The sequence below is a fragment of the Skermanella aerolata KACC 11604 genome (assembly GCF_000936425.1).
GTDB lineage: Bacteria > Pseudomonadota > Alphaproteobacteria > Azospirillales > Azospirillaceae > Skermanella > Skermanella aerolata.
This window is the reverse complement of record NZ_AVFK01000007.1, coordinates 40,684-56,095: the sequence shown is the minus strand read 5'-3', so window position 1 is coordinate 56,095 and position 15,412 is coordinate 40,684. Positions and strand designations below refer to the sequence as shown.

Below are 15,412 nucleotides of genomic sequence, written 5' to 3'. Positions count from 1 at the left end.
TTTTGCTTTGCGGTTGGGAGGGCTGCCATGGAGCAGTCCGTTGAGGCTTGGCCCTCACCCGGCCGCCTTTCTTTTTCATAACCGGCATATGTACGTCCTTTACCTGGATGATGCGGGCTCCGTCACAAATCCGAAGGAACGGCATTTTGTCCTTGCCGGTATCGCCATCAACGAGCAGCAAATTCATTGGCTTGGGCAAGAGTTAGAGCGCGTTGTCGCTACGACTAAACATCACACACCAAGCAGCTTGGAGTTACATGGCAACCAGATTTTGGCGGGAAGAAACTGGTGGCGCAGTGTCGATAAAGAAGAACGCTGCCGTATTATCCGAGACAGTCTTTTAGCAGCTCAGTCATTACATGGAAATGATACGTGGTGCCTATTCGGCGTGATCGTAGATAAAACCCAGATCGGTGATGAGGATCCAGTAGAATATGCATTTGAATAAATCGTAATGCGGTTCGACAAATTCCTCATGCGCCGCTATCGGAATAATAAAAAGATAAAGGACTGCTCGTTCTTGATAAATCGACAAGAGAGACACGTTTGCAATCTTTGGCTATCGAATTCAAAAGCGCAGGTCATCGCTGGGGCTTTCCAAGGAACATAGTCGACGTTCCCTTCTTTGTGGATTCACAAGCAACTCGGCTGATTCAGTACGCCGATCTCGTTTCGTATGCGCTTTGGAGAAAATTCGAACAAGGCGACAGCGAGTTCTTCGAAGCGATTTCAAGCTCGTTCGACTCTGACGGTGGGGCTGTCCATGGTTTGCACCACCTTAAAGGCAGATCCGAAGCCTGCGATTGTCCTGCTTGCGCCAACAGGCTCTTGTAGATGCTGTAGCGGCCAACTTGGTTTTTGGATCGATATGTGAGGTGCCAAGACAATACGTGAAGGTCGTATTCACGACGTCGTCATCATCTCCCGCCCGCCACCGGCAGGACCGCTCCCGTGACATAGGAGGCGGCGTCCGAGCACAGCCAGAACACCGCCTCCGCCACCTCGTCCGCCGTGCCGGCCCTGTTCATCGGGATCTCGCCCCGCATGGTTTCCAGCCGGGCGGTGATGCGGTCGGTATCCGCCGGGTCCGACAGGGTCAGGCCGGGAGCCACGGCGTTGACCCGGATGCCCTGTGATGCCACTTCGGCGGCAAGTCCGGCGGTGAACACGTCGATGGCTCCCTTGGTGGCGGCGTAGTGGACCCACTGGTCCGGGCTGCCGCGCTTCGTCGCGGTCGATGATAGGTTGACGATCGACCCGCCGCCCCTCGCGGCCATGTGCTTGATAGCTTCGCGAGCGCACAGGATGGGGCCGATCAGGTTGGTCGCGGTCACGTCCCGCAGCAGGTCGGCGGTCACGTCCTCGATCCGGCGGCGCGGGCCGGTGATGCCGGCATTGTTGACCAGCGCGTCGATCCGGCCGAAGTCGGCCACGACCTGGCGGAACAGGGAAATAACATCCGCCTCGCTCCTGATATCGCAGCGGTAAGCCGATGCGGGACCGCCGGCCGGCGGCTCCCGGGTCGTCCAGGTGAAGGCAACGCGCCAGCCCCGCGCCGCGAACAGTCTGACGGTCGCGGCGCCGATGCCGCGCCCGCCGCCGGTGATGAGGACGGTTTTCCGGATGGTCATGGCGGCCATGGAACACCGTTGTCGCCCGTCTTGCAACCTCCGCCCCGCAGCGGCGGTTATCTTCGGGGGTGCGGTGTGGACCGCCCATACCGGAGGAACCGACGCCATCATGCTCAAGGGACTGGACCCGCTGCTCAATGCCGATCTTCTCTATGTCCTCGCGGCCATGGGGCATGGCGACGAGCTGGCGCTGGTGGACAGGAACTTCCCCGCCGTATCGCTGGGCGCCCGGGTAATAAGGCTGGAAGGCGTCGACGCCCCGAGGGCTCTGGAGGCCATCCTCAGCGTCATGCCGCTCGACGACATGCTGGATACGCCTTACACCCGCATGGTCGATCTGGGGTCAGCCGAGATCGAGGAATCCGATGTCTGCCGCGAGTTCATCCAGATCGTCGAGCGCCATGAAGGGCCGCGCTGGCAGATCGGCCGCCTCGACCGGTTCGGCTTCTACGACCGTACGCGCGCCGCTTTCGCGGTCGTGGTGACGGGCGAGACCCGCGTCAACGGCAGCCTGCTCCTGACCAAGGGAGTGGTCCGGCCGGCGGAGCCGATCCAGCCGCCGCCGGAGGCGGTCCAGGCAGGAAAGGCCGAGTCCGGCAGGTCCGAACTTGAACAAGCCGACTCCGTACCTGCCGCAAGCTCCTGACGCCCTCCCTCCGATTTGCTGCGGGAAACATCTTCGCCGACACGCTCCATTCCTGTTATTCTGTCGGCAAGCAGCAATTCCAGAGCGGGTGGTTCTTTTCATCGGGAGACTACCATGGTGGTAGGGCGCCGTTACCTGATCCGGCAGACATCGGGCGACCTGGTCGAGCTTTCCCACCGGGACTTCGACCGCGCCGACGACCGTATCGCTCCGATCGCCGGCCTCGCCGGCCGTTGCGTCGAGATGGTCTCGGTCGTGGTGGTCGAAGCACCCGATCATAAGCGCGTCGTGTCCGATGTCGCCTTCACCAAGGTCTATTTCGACGCCGACGGGTTCGTCGACGTTTCCAAGCGTGACCTGATGATCCGCCTGATGCTGGAAAGCTGCGCCGACCGGCGTCCCCCCGCTGCGGCGCGCGACCGCAAGTCGCTGACCGGGTTCGCCCACCGTGCCCGCGGCAGGCTCGACCGCGAGTTCCGCTGGCGTCCCGACCGGGCCGTGCTGAACGAGGTCATGATACGGTTCGACCTGCCGCTGTCCGACCGGCTGGCGCCGGAAGCTTTGACAGCGGAGGGTGCGGGACGCTCGGGGGCCGACATGAAGCCGACCGTCCACTGATCCGCCATGACAAGGCGCCCCGGTTCCGCCACATCCACCCTGTCCGTCGGCCGAATCCGCCAGCTTGCCCTGATCGGCATGGGCTGGACCATCGTCGCCGCCGGCATCCTGATAGCTCCGCTGCCGGGACCCTTCGGCTTGCCGATAGCCCTGGTCGGCACGGTCATCCTGCTGCGCAACTCCGCCGACGCGCGGCGGCTGTTCGTCAGGATGCGCCGCCGCAAGCCCGGCTGGTTCGTCGCGTTCGACCGCTACGTGCGGCGGCGGAAGCGCCGTCCGCCGCCAGCATAGTGAACCGGGCATCCTGAACCGCTCTCGAGCTGAAGCGGATCAGCCCAGCAGATACATCAGCAGCGCCATGCGGACGAACAGCCCGTTCTGCATCTGGCGGAAATAGGCCGCGCGCGGGTCGGCATCCAGCTCCAGCGGGATCTCGTTGACGCGCGGCAGCGGGTGCATCACCGACATCGTCGGCTTGGCCCGGGCCATGTGGTCCAGCGTCAATCCATAGTTGTAATCGCCGGTTGCCTCGAACCGTTCCTTCTGGACCCTTGTGACGTACAGCACGTCGGTGCCGGTCAGCACCTCGTCCAGCGTCGCCACCTGACGGTCGGCCGGGAGGACGAGGTCGGCGGGCATCCGCAGTTCGGTCGGCGAGACGAAGTTGATCTTGACGTCGTACAGGCGCAGCAGGCGGGCGAGGCTGTGGACGGTCCTGCCGTGCTTCAGGTCGCCCATCATGGTGACGGTCAGTCCGTCGATGCCGCCCTGTTCCGCCATGATGGTGTAGAGGTCGAGCAGGGCCTGGGTCGGATGCTCGCCGACGCCGTCGCCGGCATTGACGATCGGGACCGGCGACACGGCGGCGGCGCGCTGGGCGGCGCCCTTTTCGGGATGGCGCAGCACGATGATGTCGGTGTAGCAGGCCAGCGTCCGGATCGTGTCTTCCAGGATCTCGCCCTTGGAGACGCTGGAGAAGGTCACGTCGTTGATCGGCAGCACCCGTCCGCCGAGGCGGCTCATCGCTGCGAAGAAGCTCGACGACGTCCGCGTCGAGGCTTCGTAGAACAGGTTCGCCAGCAGCTTGCCGCGCAGATGGCTGATGCTGTGCCCCTTCGCCTTGCTGATCCAGTTCGCGTGGTAGAACAGTTCCTCGATGAGCGGTTTGTCGAACTGGTCGATGGACAGGACATGCGTGAGCTTCATCAGGATCTCCAGCGGCAGCGCTGCCGGGGCCGCGAGCGGGGCCGAAGCAGGGGCCGAAAACGAGGACCGGAAAACAGGCCCGGCGCGCGTGCTTTTGCAGCAAAATCGGATCGGACACAACCCGGATGTGATCCCCGGATGGGCAAGCCGGCAACACCTCCGAAGGGCGTGACTTAAATCACGTTCCCGCTCTGGTTCCGCTGCCGCGATGCGCTAAAATAATTGTCCCATATCCTTCGAGTCCGCCATGATTTCCCGCATCGCCCATCCCGTCGCCCTGCTGGCCCTGCTGGTAGCGTTCCTCATCGCTGCCTCCGCCGCTCCGGCGCGGGCCGGCGGGTTCGATCAGGCGCTGGGAGTATGGACGGCGGCGCTGGAAACCCGTCTGGCGGCGCTGGAGGAGGAGGCGCGGGCGGAGGGCGTGCCGGTATCGACGCGGATCGCACGCGGACCGGTGCTGAAACCCGGCATGGTGGACGAGCGCGTGCTCCAGCTCAGCCGGCGGCTGGTCGAACTGGGATACCTTGCGCCCGGTTCCGAGCGCGACATCCATGACGAGACGGTCGCCGGCGCCGTCAGCGTCTTCCAGGCTGAACGCGGCCTGACCCCCGACGGCAAGGTCGGCGGCGCCACTCTGTCGTCCCTCAACGTCACGCCGGCTCAGGAGATCGCGTCGATCCGCGAAACGCTGGCCCGCATGGCGGAGTTCAGGGCCTCGGTGCCGGCCACCATGGTCGTGGTGAACCTGCCGGCACAGGAACTGGCGCTGGTGCGCAACGGCGAAACGGTCCTGACGATGGATACCGCCGTCGGCAGCCCGTCGCGTCCGACTCCGCTGCTGGCCGACCAGATCACCCACGTCATCCTCAACCCGACCTGGACCGTGCCGCCGACCGTCCTGAAGCAGGACAAGCTGCCGAACCTGCGGCGTACCGGCGCACCCGGTATCGATCATGCCTCCGTCTGGCTGGACGGCACGGTGGTCGATCCCGCCTTGGTGGATTGGACCAACGTGTCGCCCTGGCGGGTCCGCATCGTCCAGGAGGCGGGGGACCACAATGCCCTCGGGCGTTACCGGTTCAACCTGACCAACGACGACCAGATCTATCTGCACGGCACCAACGACCCGCGCGTCTTCAACCGCGACAGGCGTGCCGTCAGTTCCGGCTGCGTGCGGCTGGCGGATCCCAGGACGCTGGCGGAGGAACTGCTGATGGCTTCAGGCTTCAACCCTTCGCGGATATCGGCCATGGTCGATGCGGGGGAGACCCGATGGATCAGGCTGGCCCAGCCGATGCCGGTGCGGTTCGTCTACTGGCCGGCCGTGCTGCGCGGCGAGCGTGTCGTGGTGCTGCCCGACATCTACGGGATCGTTCCGCCGCCGGAACTGATCGCCGCGGCCAACTGATCTTGCCTGGCCAGCCCGCGCCCTGCCCGCGACGTCCGCGCCGTCCAGGCCGACGATGACGAGTAGCGCGATTTCCCCAAAGGGCTGAAAAGTAAATGCTTCCTTGCCTCCCGCCGCCATCCGGTTAACGTACCCGGTCGTAATGGAAGTGGGAGGATATGAAGAATGGACCTCGGACTTACGGGCAAGCGCGCCTTGGTACTGGGATCGAGCAAGGGGCTGGGCCACGGCATCGCCGAGCAGCTGGCGGCGGAAGGCGCCCATGTGACGCTGGTCGGCCGTAACGAGGACCGCCTGCGTCAGGCCGCCGAAGCGATATCGGCGCGCGGCGCCGGCACCGCCCGCTACGTGGCGGTTGACATGAACGGACCAGAAGCGGTCGACCGGCTGATGGCCGGCCTTGCCGACGGTCCCGGCGCGATCGACATCCTGGTCAACAACAGCGGTGGACCGCCACCCGGCAACATCTCCGCCGTCACGGCGGAGGACTGGCTGAAGCACTTCCAGGCCATGGTCGTGACCCTGATCGAGACGACCGGCCGCGTGCTTCCCGGCATGCGCGAGCGCGGCTGGGGCCGCATCCTGACCGTCGCATCGTCGGGCGTGATCCAGCCGATCCCCAACCTCGGCATCTCCAACACGCTGCGTGCGTCCCTGGTCAACTGGGGCAAGACGCTGTCGCTGGAGGTGGCACCCGATGGCGTCACGGTGAACACGATCCTGCCCGGACGGATCCAGACGGAACGGCTGGAGCAGCTCGATGCCGTCGCGTCCCAGAAGCAGAACAAGAGCCTGGAAGAAGTAGCCACCGCCAACAAGGCGCAGATCCCGGTCGGCCGCTACGGTACGGTGGAGGAATTCGCTTCGGTCGCGACGTTCCTGCTGAGCGCCCGGGCGAGTTATGTTACGGGCACGGTCACGCTGGTCGACGGCGGCGCCGTGAAATCCCGCTGACCGGGATCGGGCGATAAAGGTTCAGGTTCAAGACACTGGGACGAACGGGCCGGTCTCCCTGTTGAGTCCGTCAACAACCAGCCTTAAACCAGCAAGGGAGATCGACCATGACAGCGGAACCGATGGCACCGGGCGATGACGCACCGGCGGGGACTCCGGGTACCGGCGAGGATATCTGCCCGGATTGCAGAGGAACGGGGCGTTTGAACGGCCAACCCTGTCCCAACTGCGACGGCACCGGCAAAATCATCGAGGGTGTCGGCGGCGGCTGACCGTCAAGTCTTCGCGATGGCGCTGCTAAGAGCCTGCTGCCGCCATGGCGGTGCGAAGCTGGCGGTCCATCCGCCGGCCTAGCGCCTCCGTCATGCGGTTGAACTGCCCCCATGTCAGCCGGCCGGACGTGAGTGCCACATAAAGCTGTTCCTGCTCGTGCCATGTCGTCAGGATCGCGCGGCCAGCAGCCTGCTCCTGCGGGTTCAGCATCGACTGGGCGTTGGGTTCGCAGGCCGACACGGCGGCAAGATACTCCCTGGCCAGCGCCTGTTCCTCGGGCGTAGGCTTGGACGTATCGCCCAGATGCGTCGAGGTCATCTCACCCAGTCCCGGGCTCTTGAGGCGAAGCGGTGCGAAGGCCGGCTGGTTCTCTATCGACTCGACACAGTCCGACGACTGGCTGATTTCGATGGCCAGCGGCGAGGTCGGCGGCGATGCGGCGCAGCCGGCAAGCACCGCAGCCGTAAGCATGGCCGGCAAAACTCCGTGGAACCGTCCGATGCTTGTCATTTGGCTTTGACCGGGGTGCAGTACTGGCCCGAAGCCTTGAACTCCGAGCAGAATTCCGAGACATCGGCCAATTGGCCGAAACCACCGGCCATCAACCGTACGAAGGTTCCCTGACCGGGAATTTCGGCGGTTAGGGTTACCGGCGACCTGTTGATAAGCAGGTCGCGATGCGCTTTCTGAAGGGTCTTCCATCCTGCCGCCGCATGGACTTCGTCCCGGTATGAGGCAAGGTGCGCCATGTAGCCGTGCTGCTGCCCGGCCGCCTGTCTGGTCGCTGGCGGCGAAGACGCCTTCACCAGGATAGGTGTCGTGACCGGGATGCTTACTGGAATGCTGACGGGGATGGACTCGGCAGCCGGAGGAGCCGGCGGCGCGGCAGCCTCACTGGCGGGCGGCGGCACTGCGGGCGCCTGCGCTGCCGCAGGCGGCACTGTTGGTGGCGGCGCTACCGCAGCCGGCTGCGCTTCGGCCATCATCACGGGCGCGGGTGCCGCTGGAGGTGCCGGCCCCTTGGCCGGACCGGACAGATAGCCCGTGGAACGATCGTCGCTGGTCAGCCACTCTCCGGTCCAGGGGTTGACCAGCATGTCGGCCGTAATCTGTATGTAATTCCGTCCGGCGCTTGGGCTGAGGTGATCTTCGGGCGGTTTTTCGGCGATCTTCCCGACCGGCTTGTCATCCGGCTTCTCCGTGGTCTTCTCGACCGTGGGCTCGGCCGGTTTCTCTTCGTGTACGGCCGTGCGCGGAGGAGGCGGAGGAGCCGGCGTCGGCGGAGCCGTCAAGGGAGTCGAGGAGAGTGCGACGCCCGGTGCCGCCGGCGAGGTCATGACAACGGAGTCGTCCTGGGGAGACGATGCGACCATCGCGACCTGCGGCATCGGAGCGGCCCTGGGCGGCATCTCCAGCTTCGCGACCCGTTCGGGCTTCGGCTGCTCGGCGACGTGGCCGCTGGGACGCTTGCCGACGGCGCCGCCGCCACCACCGCCCTGGACCATGTAGCCGGTTGCCGCGGTGGCGCCCAGCATCCCGTAAGCGATAGCGATGAACTTGAAGCTCAAGACGAATCTCCCCTCCAGGCCGATCCGGGAGCAGCACCTGGAGCCGCAGCGTCGAAACCAATCTCAGCGGATTCAGCGAACCGGAATTCTGGCGCGGCCGGGTAAAGATTCTATAAATCGATTGGGGTATTCGGGGTGGCAGTGTCAATTCGGCTCGCGATCAGCGGCACTGCTCCGGCGAGGCAGACGGCTGCCATGATCAGGAAACCCGGCACATAGCTGCCCGACCACGCCACGATCAGGCCGAACAGCGGCGGGGCGACGACGAGCCCAGCGAAGCTGGCGATCAGCACGCCGCCGGTCGCTTCGCTGACGCGGCCCCGGGGCGCCAGCTTCGCGACCTCGGCCAGGAAGAGCCCGTTCCAGCCGCTCGCGGTCAGCCCGAACAGGAAGCAGAAAGTCGCGAACGTCGGAAAGGTCCAACTCGTTCCGACCGTCGCCACCGCCGCCGCCGCCATGGCGATCCCCAGCAATCCCAGCACCAGCCGGGTATGTCCGATCCGGTCGCCGACGACGCCCCAGAAGACGCGGCCTACCAGACCGCCCGTCTGCGCCACCGCGAGCGCCGCACCGGCCAATGTCAGCGGCATCTCAAGCTCGATTACGCAGAAGCTGACCAGGAACGCGTTCAGGCTGATCTGCATGGCGGAATATGCACCCCCCGCCAGCGCCATGGCGCGCAGCCGGGCATCGTCGCGCACCAGCTTCAGCGCCTTGCCATAGCGGCCGAATATCGTGCCGGTCTGCGGCTCCGCCGGGGTTTCCCAAGTGCGGCGGAGCGGCGCCAGCAGCAGGGCGGCCACGCCGCACAGGCATGCGACCAGCAGAAGCCCGCCTTGCCAGCCGACCAGCGGGACCAGGGCCGGCAGCGCCAGGGCTCCGGCGATGCCGCCGATCTGGTTGCCGGTCTGCTTCAGCGAGAAGACCAGTCCGCGCCGTTCCGGCGGCGAGATCCTCATCAGCAGATGCGAACTGGCAGGCGTCTCGGGCGCGAAGACGCATCCCAGCAGCAAGGCTGCCGGCACGAAGATCCAGGCGGTCCCGCTGGACGCCAGCGCCAGGGCGATCCCGCATCCGGTCAGGCAAAGCTGGCTGACCCGCAACGCCCCCAGCCGCATCACGAGGTCGCCGCCGACAGGCGAGGAGACAATGCCGAGCGCGAAGATCACCGCCATGTAGACGCCGACCAGAGCCGAAGGCTCGACCCCGATATCCGCCGCGATGGCGGGTGCTATGGTCGGCACCGCGAACAGGCCTCCCGACACCAGCGCCTGCACCCCCGCCAGCGCCGCCACGGGAAGCATGATCGCACGCAGCGGCGGCTTGGGAGTGCTGGGTGATTTGGAAGCTGAGGTCAGGTCAGTCGGCATGGCCGGCAGCATATAGGGGACGCGCGGGGCGGCAAGGAGGTAATGGAACCCGGCAGTGCGGGGATTTCCTTTGGAACCATTCTAAGCGCAATCGGTTGAGCAACAGGGATTAGCGGACATTGACTTATCGCCGCCTTTGAGCGGCTTGAGCCATATGGCGCGCCATTACGCGCGCTTCGGACATCCGCGTCATCTCCCTCATACGGAAATTGAAGAAGGCGACCCAAATGCCGGACGACAGGCTTACCAGCAGCCGTACAACAGCGACCTTCGGCGATCAGGAGGTCATCCGCGGCGAGGGGGGAGAGACCCATCAGGTGGCTGGCGGCGATGTGCCGGTGCTGACCACCCAGCAGGGTATCCCGGTTTCCGACGACCAGAACTCGCTGCGGATCGGCTATCGCGGTCCGACAGCGCTGGAAGATTTCCATTTCCGCGAGAAGATCTTCCACTTCGACCATGAGCGTATCCCGGAGCGCGTCGTCCATGCCCGCGGCTTCGGCGTCCATGGCTATTTCGAGACCACCGATTCGCTGTCCGACATCACCCGCGCCGACCTGTTCCAGCGCGCCGGGGAAAAGACGCCGGTCTTCGTCCGCTTCTCCACCGTCGCCGGCAACAAGGGTTCGCCCGATCTGGCGCGCGACGTCCGGGGCTTCGCGGTCAAGTTCTACACCCAGGAAGGCAACTGGGACCTCGTCGGCAACAACATCCCGGTGTTCTTCATCCAGGACGCCATCAAGTTCCCCGACCTGATCCATGCCGCCAAGCAGGAGCCGGACCGGGGCTTCCCGCAGGCGCAGACGGCGCATGACAATTTCTGGGACTTCATCTCCCTGTCGCCGGAAAGCATGCATATGGCGCTGTGGATCATGTCCGACCGGACAATCCCGCGCTCTTTCCGCTTCATGGAAGGCTTCGGCGTCCACACCTTCCGCTTCGTCAACGCCGAAGGCAAATCGACTTTCGTCAAGTTCCACTGGAAGCCCAAGCTGGGCATGCAGTCGGTCGTCTGGAACGAGGCGCTCAAGATCAACGGCGCCGATCCCGACTTCCACCGCCGCGACTTGTGGAACGCCATCCAGGCCGGCGACTATCCGGAATGGGAACTGGGCGTCCAGCTCTTCGACCAGGACTTCGCCGAGAAGTTCGACTTCGACGTGATCGACAGCACCAAGCTGATTCCGGAAGAACTGGTGCCGGTCCGGATCGTCGGGCGCATGGTGCTCGACCGCACGGTCGACAACTTCTTTGCGGAGACCGAGCAGGTCGCCTTCTGTACCCAGAACATCGTCCCCGGCATCGACTTCACCAACGATCCGCTGCTCCAGGGTCGCAACTTCTCCTACCTGGATACGCAGCTGAAGCGTCTGGGCAGCCCCAACTTCACCTATCTGCCGATCAACGCGCCGAAGAGGCCGGTCAACCACTTCCAGCAGGACGGCCATATGGCCATGGTCAACCCCAAGGGCCGTGCCAACTACGAGCCGAACTCCTGGGGCGGAGCGGCCGGCGGTCCGCGTGAGGCTCCCGATATCGGGTTCAAGTCGTATCCGGCGGAAGAGCAGGGCGCCAAGCTACGGATCAGGGCGGAAACCTTCTCCGACCACTACAGTCAGGCCCGCCAGTTCTACATCAGCCAGACGCCGGTCGAGCAGACCCACATCGCCGATGCCTTCATCTTCGAACTGAGCAAGGTCAAGACCCCGGCGATCCGCTCGCGGATGGTGTCCCATCTGATGAACGTCGACGACGAGTTGGCCGACAAGGTGATCACGGGCCTGCGGCTGGAGCAGAAGCCCAAGCCCGCCGATGCCGCCCGCCCGACCCGCAAGGACCTGCCGGCGTCCCCGGCGCTCAGCATCCTGCTCAACGGGCCGGACAGCTTCAAGGGCCGCAAAGTCGGCGTGCTGGTCAGCGACGGCGTGGACATCGATCTGGTCAAGTCGCTGAAGGAAGCCGTGCTCGCCGAGGGCGCCATGCTGGAGTTCGTCGCTCCCATGGTCGGCGGCGTCAAGGCCAGCGACGGCACCTGGATCGAGGGCGACGAGAAAATCAACGGCGCTCCCTCCGTCGTCTACGACAGCGTGGCGATCCTGCTGTCGTCGGCTGGAGCGGCATTGCTGGCGAAGGAGGCGACTGCCCGCGACTTCGTCAACGACGCCTTCGCCCACGCGAAGTTCATCGCCTACAACACCGATGCCATGCCGCTGCTGGACAAGGCCGGCGTCGCTCCGGATATCGACAAGGGCTTCGTCGAGCTGAAAGGCTCGGGCGATGCCAAGACCTTCGTTCAGACCTGCCGCAAGGTCAGGTTCTGGGAACGCGAAGCGAAGGTGAAGCAGGTCTAATTTGGAGGCCTGAAATCGGCTGGTAAGTAAATGCGCGGCTGGAAGCATCCGCGCATTTTTTATTGATAGTATTACGCCTGATTTTACCTGAACGATCACGTGCATGTGACGGGTAAATGGGAACTGCCGGTTGGTTTTTCTTGTTGGAGTGATTTGAATAAGACAATGAAGATCGTGGCGCCGGAGCGTGCCGCATCGCGAAAGGTTAAGATGAAGAATCGGCCGAAGCATTCCTCTCTCGCCCCGCTGCTGATGGGGGCCGTGGCCCTGGTGGCCCTTGGGGCCTGCCAGCAGATGTCCAATCTGGGGACCGCCGTGTCCAAGGACCCGGCCGCCGCAGCCCAAGGCGTTCCCACGCTGGCGAGCGCCGACACCGACATGGCCTCCGCATTGCTGGCGCTCCAGGCGCTGGGTCCGAAGCCGATCGAGACGCTGTCCGCACCGGAGGCCCGCAAGCAGCCCACGCTGGGCGACGCGGTCAAGAAGTTGCTTCAGGACGACGGCCAGAGCACCGCTCCCGAAGCAGTGGCATCCGTCCGCAACGTCAGCATTCCCGGTCCTGGCGGTTCGCAGCCGGCACGCATATACGTTCCAGGTGCTGCACGCAGCCCGCTGCCCGTCATCGTCTATTATCACGGCGGCGGCTGGGTGATCGCCGACCTCGACACCTATGACGCGTCGGCCCGCGCGCTGGCGAACCAGTCCGGCGCCATCGTCCTCTCGGCCGAATACCGCAAGGGTCCGGAATCGAAGTTCCCTGCCGCCCACGAAGACGCGCTGACTGCCTATCGCTGGGCTCAGGCCAACGCCAGTCAGTTCGGCGGTGACCCCAACCGCATCGCGGTGGCGGGCGAGAGCGCCGGCGGCAACATGGCGATCGGCGTATCGCGCATGGCAAAGGAACAGGGACTCCGTCCACCGGTCCATCAAGCGCTGATCTATCCGGTCGCCGGCAACGACATGAACACCGAGTCGTACCAGGAGAACGAGAACGCCAAGCCGCTGAACAAGGCGATGATGGGCTGGTTCTTCGACAAGTACCTGCGCAACCCGCGTGACGGCAACAATCCCTTGATCAACGTCGTGGATGCGCCCGATCTGGCAGGGCTGCCGCCCACCACCATCGTCACCGCCGAGATCGATCCGCTGCGTTCCGAAGGGCAGCTGCTGGCTCAGCGGCTGCGCAACGCCGGCGTCGAAGTGGCGTCCAACAACTACGAGGGCGTCACCCACGAGTTCTTCGGCGCGGCTCCGGTCGTGGAAAAAGCCAAGGAGGCGCAGGCCTATGTCGCCAGCCGGCTACGCGAGGCCTTCGTCGGGGGTTCGGCCGGTTCCGGCTCCTGACCTGTTGAGGATATGAAAGAGTAGGGGACATGATGAAGCGGATCGCACGCGCGACGACACTGGTCCTGGGCATCGCACTTGCCGGGGCCTCTCTGATGCCGGTGCGGTCCGCTCTGGCCGATCCGATGCTGGCGGACTTCGACTATCCGCATGAGGTCCGCCGGTTCGAGTTCACGTCACAGGGCCAGCCGCTGTCGATGGCCTACATGGACGTGCCGGCGACGGCCGATCCCAACGGCCGGACCGTCGTGCTTCTGCATGGCAAGAACTTCTGCGGGGCGACTTGGGAAGGCGTCATCCGGCCGCTGACGGAGGCGGGATACCGCGTCGTCGTTCCCGATCAGGTAGGATTCTGCAAATCCAGCAAGCCTCGGGCCTACCAGTTCGGCCTCCACCAGCTGGCGGCCAATACCCGAGCCCTGCTGGATCAAGCCGGTGTCAGCGATCCCATCGTCATGGGCCACTCGATGGGCGGCATGCTGGCGATGCGCTACGCCCTGATGTACCAGGACGAGATGTCGGGATTGGTGCTGGTCAACCCGATCGGACTGGAGGACTGGAAGGCGGAGGGCGTGCCGGTCGTGACGGTGGACGAGCTGTACAAGTCGGAACTGAAGACCGGTGCCGACAGCATCAAGAAGTATCAGCTATCGACCTACTACAATGGCGAGTGGCGTCCCGGCTACGACCGCTGGGTCGAGATGCTGGCCGGCATGTACCGGGGCGAGGGCGGCGATCTGGTCGCCTGGAACCAGGCTTTGACCTCCGACATGGTCTTCATGCAGCCGGTCGTCCATGAGGTGCAGAATATCCGGGTGCCGACGCTGTTGATGATCGGAGAGCGCGACACCACCGCCATCGGCAAGAACCGGGCGCCGGCCGAGCTGGCGAAGCGGCTCGGCAACTACGCCGAACTGGGACGGCGCACGGCCGGACGGATCGGCGGTTCTGTTCTGGTGACTTTCCCGGACCTGGGCCACTCGCCGCAGGTCCAGGCGCCGGATCGGTTCAACGCGGCTTTGCTGGAAAACCTCGGGCAGGTGTCGGCGCAGCGATAGGTACAGTACAGGTAATGGACATGACGGACGCTATCACCGACAACGCGGCGCGAAGCCGCTATGAACTGGATGTGGACGGCAGGATCGTCTTCGCCAATTACCGCCGCAACGGCTCGATCCTGCACATCCCCTATGTCGAGGCGCCGCCGTCCTTGCGCGGCACGGGTGCGGCGGGCCGGCTGATGCGGGGCGTGATGGAAACCGCGCGGGCGGAAGGGTTGAAGGTCGTGCCCATATGCAGCTATGCATCGGCCTGGATACGCCGCCATCGCGAATATCACGATCTGCTGGAGTAACGGGCATTGACCTTCGAAGAGCACCGCGACACCAATCCGGAAGCACGCTTCACCGACTGGCTGCGGGACGGGGCCGAGCCGCACTGGACCCGCATGACGACGCACCGGTTCGCCCATGAACTGGGGGCGGGTACGCTTGGCGATGCCGTCGCCGCCCGCTATCTGGTCCAGGACTACGCCTTCGTGAACAGTTTCGTGGCGCTGCTGGGCTACGCCATCGCCTACGCGCCGTCCATGCCGTCCAAGCGCCAGTTCGCCCAGTTCGCCGCCGCCGTCACCGCCGACGAGAACGACTTCTTCCTGCGGTCGTTCAGGGAACTTGCTGTCCCCGAACCGGTCTGGAAGACGCCGGAGCTTGGACCCGTCACCCGCGATTTCATCGATCTGCTTCAGTCCGCGGGGCGCAGCGGCAGCTATGCCCAGGCGCTCAGCGTCCTGTGTGCCGCCGAGTGGAGCTACCTGACTTGGGCCAAGGCCTGTCCGCCCGAGCGTCCCCGGCAGTTCTGGCTGTCCGAGTGGATCGAGCTGCACGCCATTCCGCCGTTCGAGGCCTTCGTCACCTGGCTGCGCGAGGAGACGGACCGGGTCGGCGCCTCGGTGGACGACGAAACTCGGCGCGTCATGGCCGCGAACTTCCGGCGCATGATGGAACTGGAGGAAGCCTTCTTCGACGCAGCTTATGAGTGAAG

At 64.8% G+C, this 15,412-nt stretch carries 18 protein-coding genes; 13 read left to right on the top strand and 5 right to left on the bottom strand.

Annotation, left to right across the window (positions count from 1 at the left end):
- Window positions 1–40: 40 nt before the first annotated feature.
- Both N826_RS44735 and N826_RS45950 read left to right on the top strand, forming a co-directional pair.
- A complete protein-coding gene (locus N826_RS44735; RefSeq protein ID WP_186818094.1) occupies window positions 41–448 on the top strand; it encodes a hypothetical protein in 408 nt (135 codons plus the stop codon).
- Window positions 449–546: 98 nt separating this feature from the next.
- Window positions 547–834, top strand: coding sequence for a DUF3800 domain-containing protein (locus N826_RS45950; RefSeq protein ID WP_211099257.1), 288 nt, complete (start codon window positions 547–549; stop codon window positions 832–834).
- Between the two features lie 83 nt (window positions 835–917).
- Here the strand turns inward: N826_RS45950 and N826_RS11065 are convergent, their stop codons facing one another.
- A complete protein-coding gene (locus N826_RS11065) occupies window positions 918–1,631 on the bottom strand; it encodes an SDR family NAD(P)-dependent oxidoreductase (RefSeq protein ID WP_147040807.1) in 714 nt (237 codons plus the stop codon).
- 109 nt (window positions 1,632–1,740) lie between these two features.
- Here N826_RS11065 and N826_RS11060 point away from each other — a divergent pair, with 109 nt between their 5' ends.
- The 3 genes from N826_RS11060 to N826_RS11050 all read left to right on the top strand — a co-directional run bounded on the left by N826_RS11060 (window position 1,741) and on the right by N826_RS11050 (window position 3,186).
- Entirely contained in the window at window positions 1,741–2,277 is a 537-nt protein-coding gene (locus N826_RS11060; RefSeq protein ID WP_063772239.1) for an RbsD/FucU family protein, read from the top strand.
- A 114-nt stretch (window positions 2,278–2,391) separates the two neighbouring features.
- Window positions 2,392–2,895 carry a hypothetical protein gene (locus N826_RS11055; RefSeq protein WP_063772238.1) on the top strand — a complete coding sequence of 168 codons (504 nt, stop codon included), beginning with the start codon at window positions 2,392–2,394 and terminating at the stop codon, window positions 2,893–2,895.
- Window positions 2,896–2,901: 6 nt separating this feature from the next.
- A complete protein-coding gene (locus N826_RS11050; RefSeq protein WP_052831035.1) occupies window positions 2,902–3,186 on the top strand; it encodes a PGPGW domain-containing protein in 285 nt (94 codons plus the stop codon).
- 39 nt (window positions 3,187–3,225) lie between these two features.
- Here N826_RS11050 and pyrB read toward each other — a convergent pair whose 3' ends face one another.
- Window positions 3,226–4,101 carry an aspartate carbamoyltransferase gene (gene pyrB, locus N826_RS11045; protein WP_044428658.1) on the bottom strand — a complete coding sequence of 292 codons (876 nt, stop codon included), beginning with the start codon at window positions 4,099–4,101 and terminating at the stop codon, window positions 3,226–3,228.
- A gap of 247 nt (window positions 4,102–4,348) precedes the next feature.
- On the opposite strand from pyrB, the gene N826_RS11040 reads away from it, so the two are divergent.
- The 3 genes from N826_RS11040 (at window position 4,349) to N826_RS44165 (ending at window position 6,735) form a co-directional block, all read left to right on the top strand.
- Complete coding sequence (locus N826_RS11040; protein WP_052831033.1) at window positions 4,349–5,509, top strand: L,D-transpeptidase family protein; 1,161 nt, start codon at window positions 4,349–4,351, stop codon at window positions 5,507–5,509.
- A 165-nt stretch (window positions 5,510–5,674) separates the two neighbouring features.
- A complete protein-coding gene (locus N826_RS11035) occupies window positions 5,675–6,463 on the top strand; it encodes an SDR family oxidoreductase (protein ID WP_044428656.1) in 789 nt (262 codons plus the stop codon).
- A gap of 107 nt (window positions 6,464–6,570) precedes the next feature.
- The gene (locus N826_RS44165; RefSeq protein WP_169789323.1) at window positions 6,571–6,735 is read left to right on the top strand and encodes a hypothetical protein; all 165 of its coding nucleotides are present in this window, start codon (window positions 6,571–6,573) and stop codon (window positions 6,733–6,735) included.
- Window positions 6,736–6,760: 25 nt separating this feature from the next.
- Here the strand turns inward: N826_RS44165 and N826_RS11030 are convergent, their stop codons facing one another.
- From N826_RS11030 to N826_RS11020, 3 genes are all read right to left on the bottom strand, one after another.
- Window positions 6,761–7,207, bottom strand: coding sequence for a hypothetical protein (locus N826_RS11030; RefSeq protein ID WP_147040805.1), 447 nt, complete (start codon window positions 7,205–7,207; stop codon window positions 6,761–6,763).
- Window positions 7,208–7,242: 35 nt separating this feature from the next.
- The gene (locus N826_RS11025; protein ID WP_044428650.1) at window positions 7,243–8,304 is read right to left on the bottom strand and encodes an SPOR domain-containing protein; all 1,062 of its coding nucleotides are present in this window, start codon (window positions 8,302–8,304) and stop codon (window positions 7,243–7,245) included.
- 110 nt (window positions 8,305–8,414) lie between these two features.
- On the bottom strand, window positions 8,415–9,674 hold the full coding sequence (locus N826_RS11020; protein WP_169789322.1) for an MFS transporter: 1,260 nt from the start codon (window positions 9,672–9,674) through the stop codon (window positions 8,415–8,417).
- A 227-nt stretch (window positions 9,675–9,901) separates the two neighbouring features.
- Here N826_RS11020 and katE point away from each other — a divergent pair, with 227 nt between their 5' ends.
- The 5 genes from katE (at window position 9,902) to N826_RS10995 (ending at window position 15,410) form a co-directional block, all read left to right on the top strand.
- Window positions 9,902–12,025 carry a catalase gene (gene katE, locus N826_RS11015; RefSeq protein ID WP_044428647.1) on the top strand — a complete coding sequence of 708 codons (2,124 nt, stop codon included), beginning with the start codon at window positions 9,902–9,904 and terminating at the stop codon, window positions 12,023–12,025.
- A 210-nt stretch (window positions 12,026–12,235) separates the two neighbouring features.
- Entirely contained in the window at window positions 12,236–13,369 is a 1,134-nt protein-coding gene (locus tag N826_RS11010) for an alpha/beta hydrolase (protein WP_211099256.1), read from the top strand.
- 29 nt (window positions 13,370–13,398) lie between these two features.
- Window positions 13,399–14,427: an alpha/beta fold hydrolase gene (locus N826_RS11005; RefSeq protein WP_244619627.1), complete on the top strand. Its 1,029-nt coding sequence runs from the start codon at window positions 13,399–13,401 to the stop codon at window positions 14,425–14,427.
- Window positions 14,428–14,447: 20 nt separating this feature from the next.
- Entirely contained in the window at window positions 14,448–14,723 is a 276-nt protein-coding gene (locus N826_RS11000; RefSeq protein WP_044428960.1) for a GNAT family N-acetyltransferase, read from the top strand.
- A gap of 6 nt (window positions 14,724–14,729) precedes the next feature.
- Entirely contained in the window at window positions 14,730–15,410 is a 681-nt protein-coding gene (locus N826_RS10995; protein WP_044428645.1) for a TenA family protein, read from the top strand.
- The last annotated feature ends 2 nt before the right edge of the window (window positions 15,411–15,412 follow it).

Excerpts from the sequence above, each read along its gene's own strand:
- N826_RS11065 (WP_147040807.1), bottom strand. The coding sequence starts at position 1,631 with ATGACCATCCGGAAAACCGTCCTCATCACCGGCGGCGGGCGCGGCATC.
- N826_RS11060 (WP_063772239.1), top strand. The coding sequence starts at position 1,741 with ATGCTCAAGGGACTGGACCCGCTGCTCAATGCCGATCTTCTCTATGTC.
- N826_RS11055 (WP_063772238.1), top strand. The coding sequence starts at position 2,392 with ATGGTGGTAGGGCGCCGTTACCTGATCCGGCAGACATCGGGCGACCTG.
- N826_RS11050 (WP_052831035.1), top strand. The coding sequence starts at position 2,902 with ATGACAAGGCGCCCCGGTTCCGCCACATCCACCCTGTCCGTCGGCCGA.
- pyrB (WP_044428658.1), bottom strand. The coding sequence starts at position 4,101 with ATGAAGCTCACGCATGTCCTGTCCATCGACCAGTTCGACAAACCGCTC.
- N826_RS11040 (WP_052831033.1), top strand. The coding sequence starts at position 4,349 with ATGATTTCCCGCATCGCCCATCCCGTCGCCCTGCTGGCCCTGCTGGTA.
- N826_RS11035 (WP_044428656.1), top strand. The coding sequence starts at position 5,675 with ATGGACCTCGGACTTACGGGCAAGCGCGCCTTGGTACTGGGATCGAGC.
- N826_RS44165 (WP_169789323.1), top strand. The coding sequence starts at position 6,571 with ATGACAGCGGAACCGATGGCACCGGGCGATGACGCACCGGCGGGGACT.
- N826_RS11030 (WP_147040805.1), bottom strand. The coding sequence starts at position 7,207 with ATGCTTACGGCTGCGGTGCTTGCCGGCTGCGCCGCATCGCCGCCGACC.
- N826_RS11020 (WP_169789322.1), bottom strand. The coding sequence starts at position 9,674 with ATGCCGACTGACCTGACCTCAGCTTCCAAATCACCCAGCACTCCCAAG.
- katE (WP_044428647.1), top strand. The coding sequence starts at position 9,902 with ATGCCGGACGACAGGCTTACCAGCAGCCGTACAACAGCGACCTTCGGC.
- N826_RS11010 (WP_211099256.1), top strand. The coding sequence starts at position 12,236 with ATGAAGAATCGGCCGAAGCATTCCTCTCTCGCCCCGCTGCTGATGGGG.
- N826_RS11005 (WP_244619627.1), top strand. The coding sequence starts at position 13,399 with ATGATGAAGCGGATCGCACGCGCGACGACACTGGTCCTGGGCATCGCA.
- N826_RS11000 (WP_044428960.1), top strand. The coding sequence starts at position 14,448 with ATGACGGACGCTATCACCGACAACGCGGCGCGAAGCCGCTATGAACTG.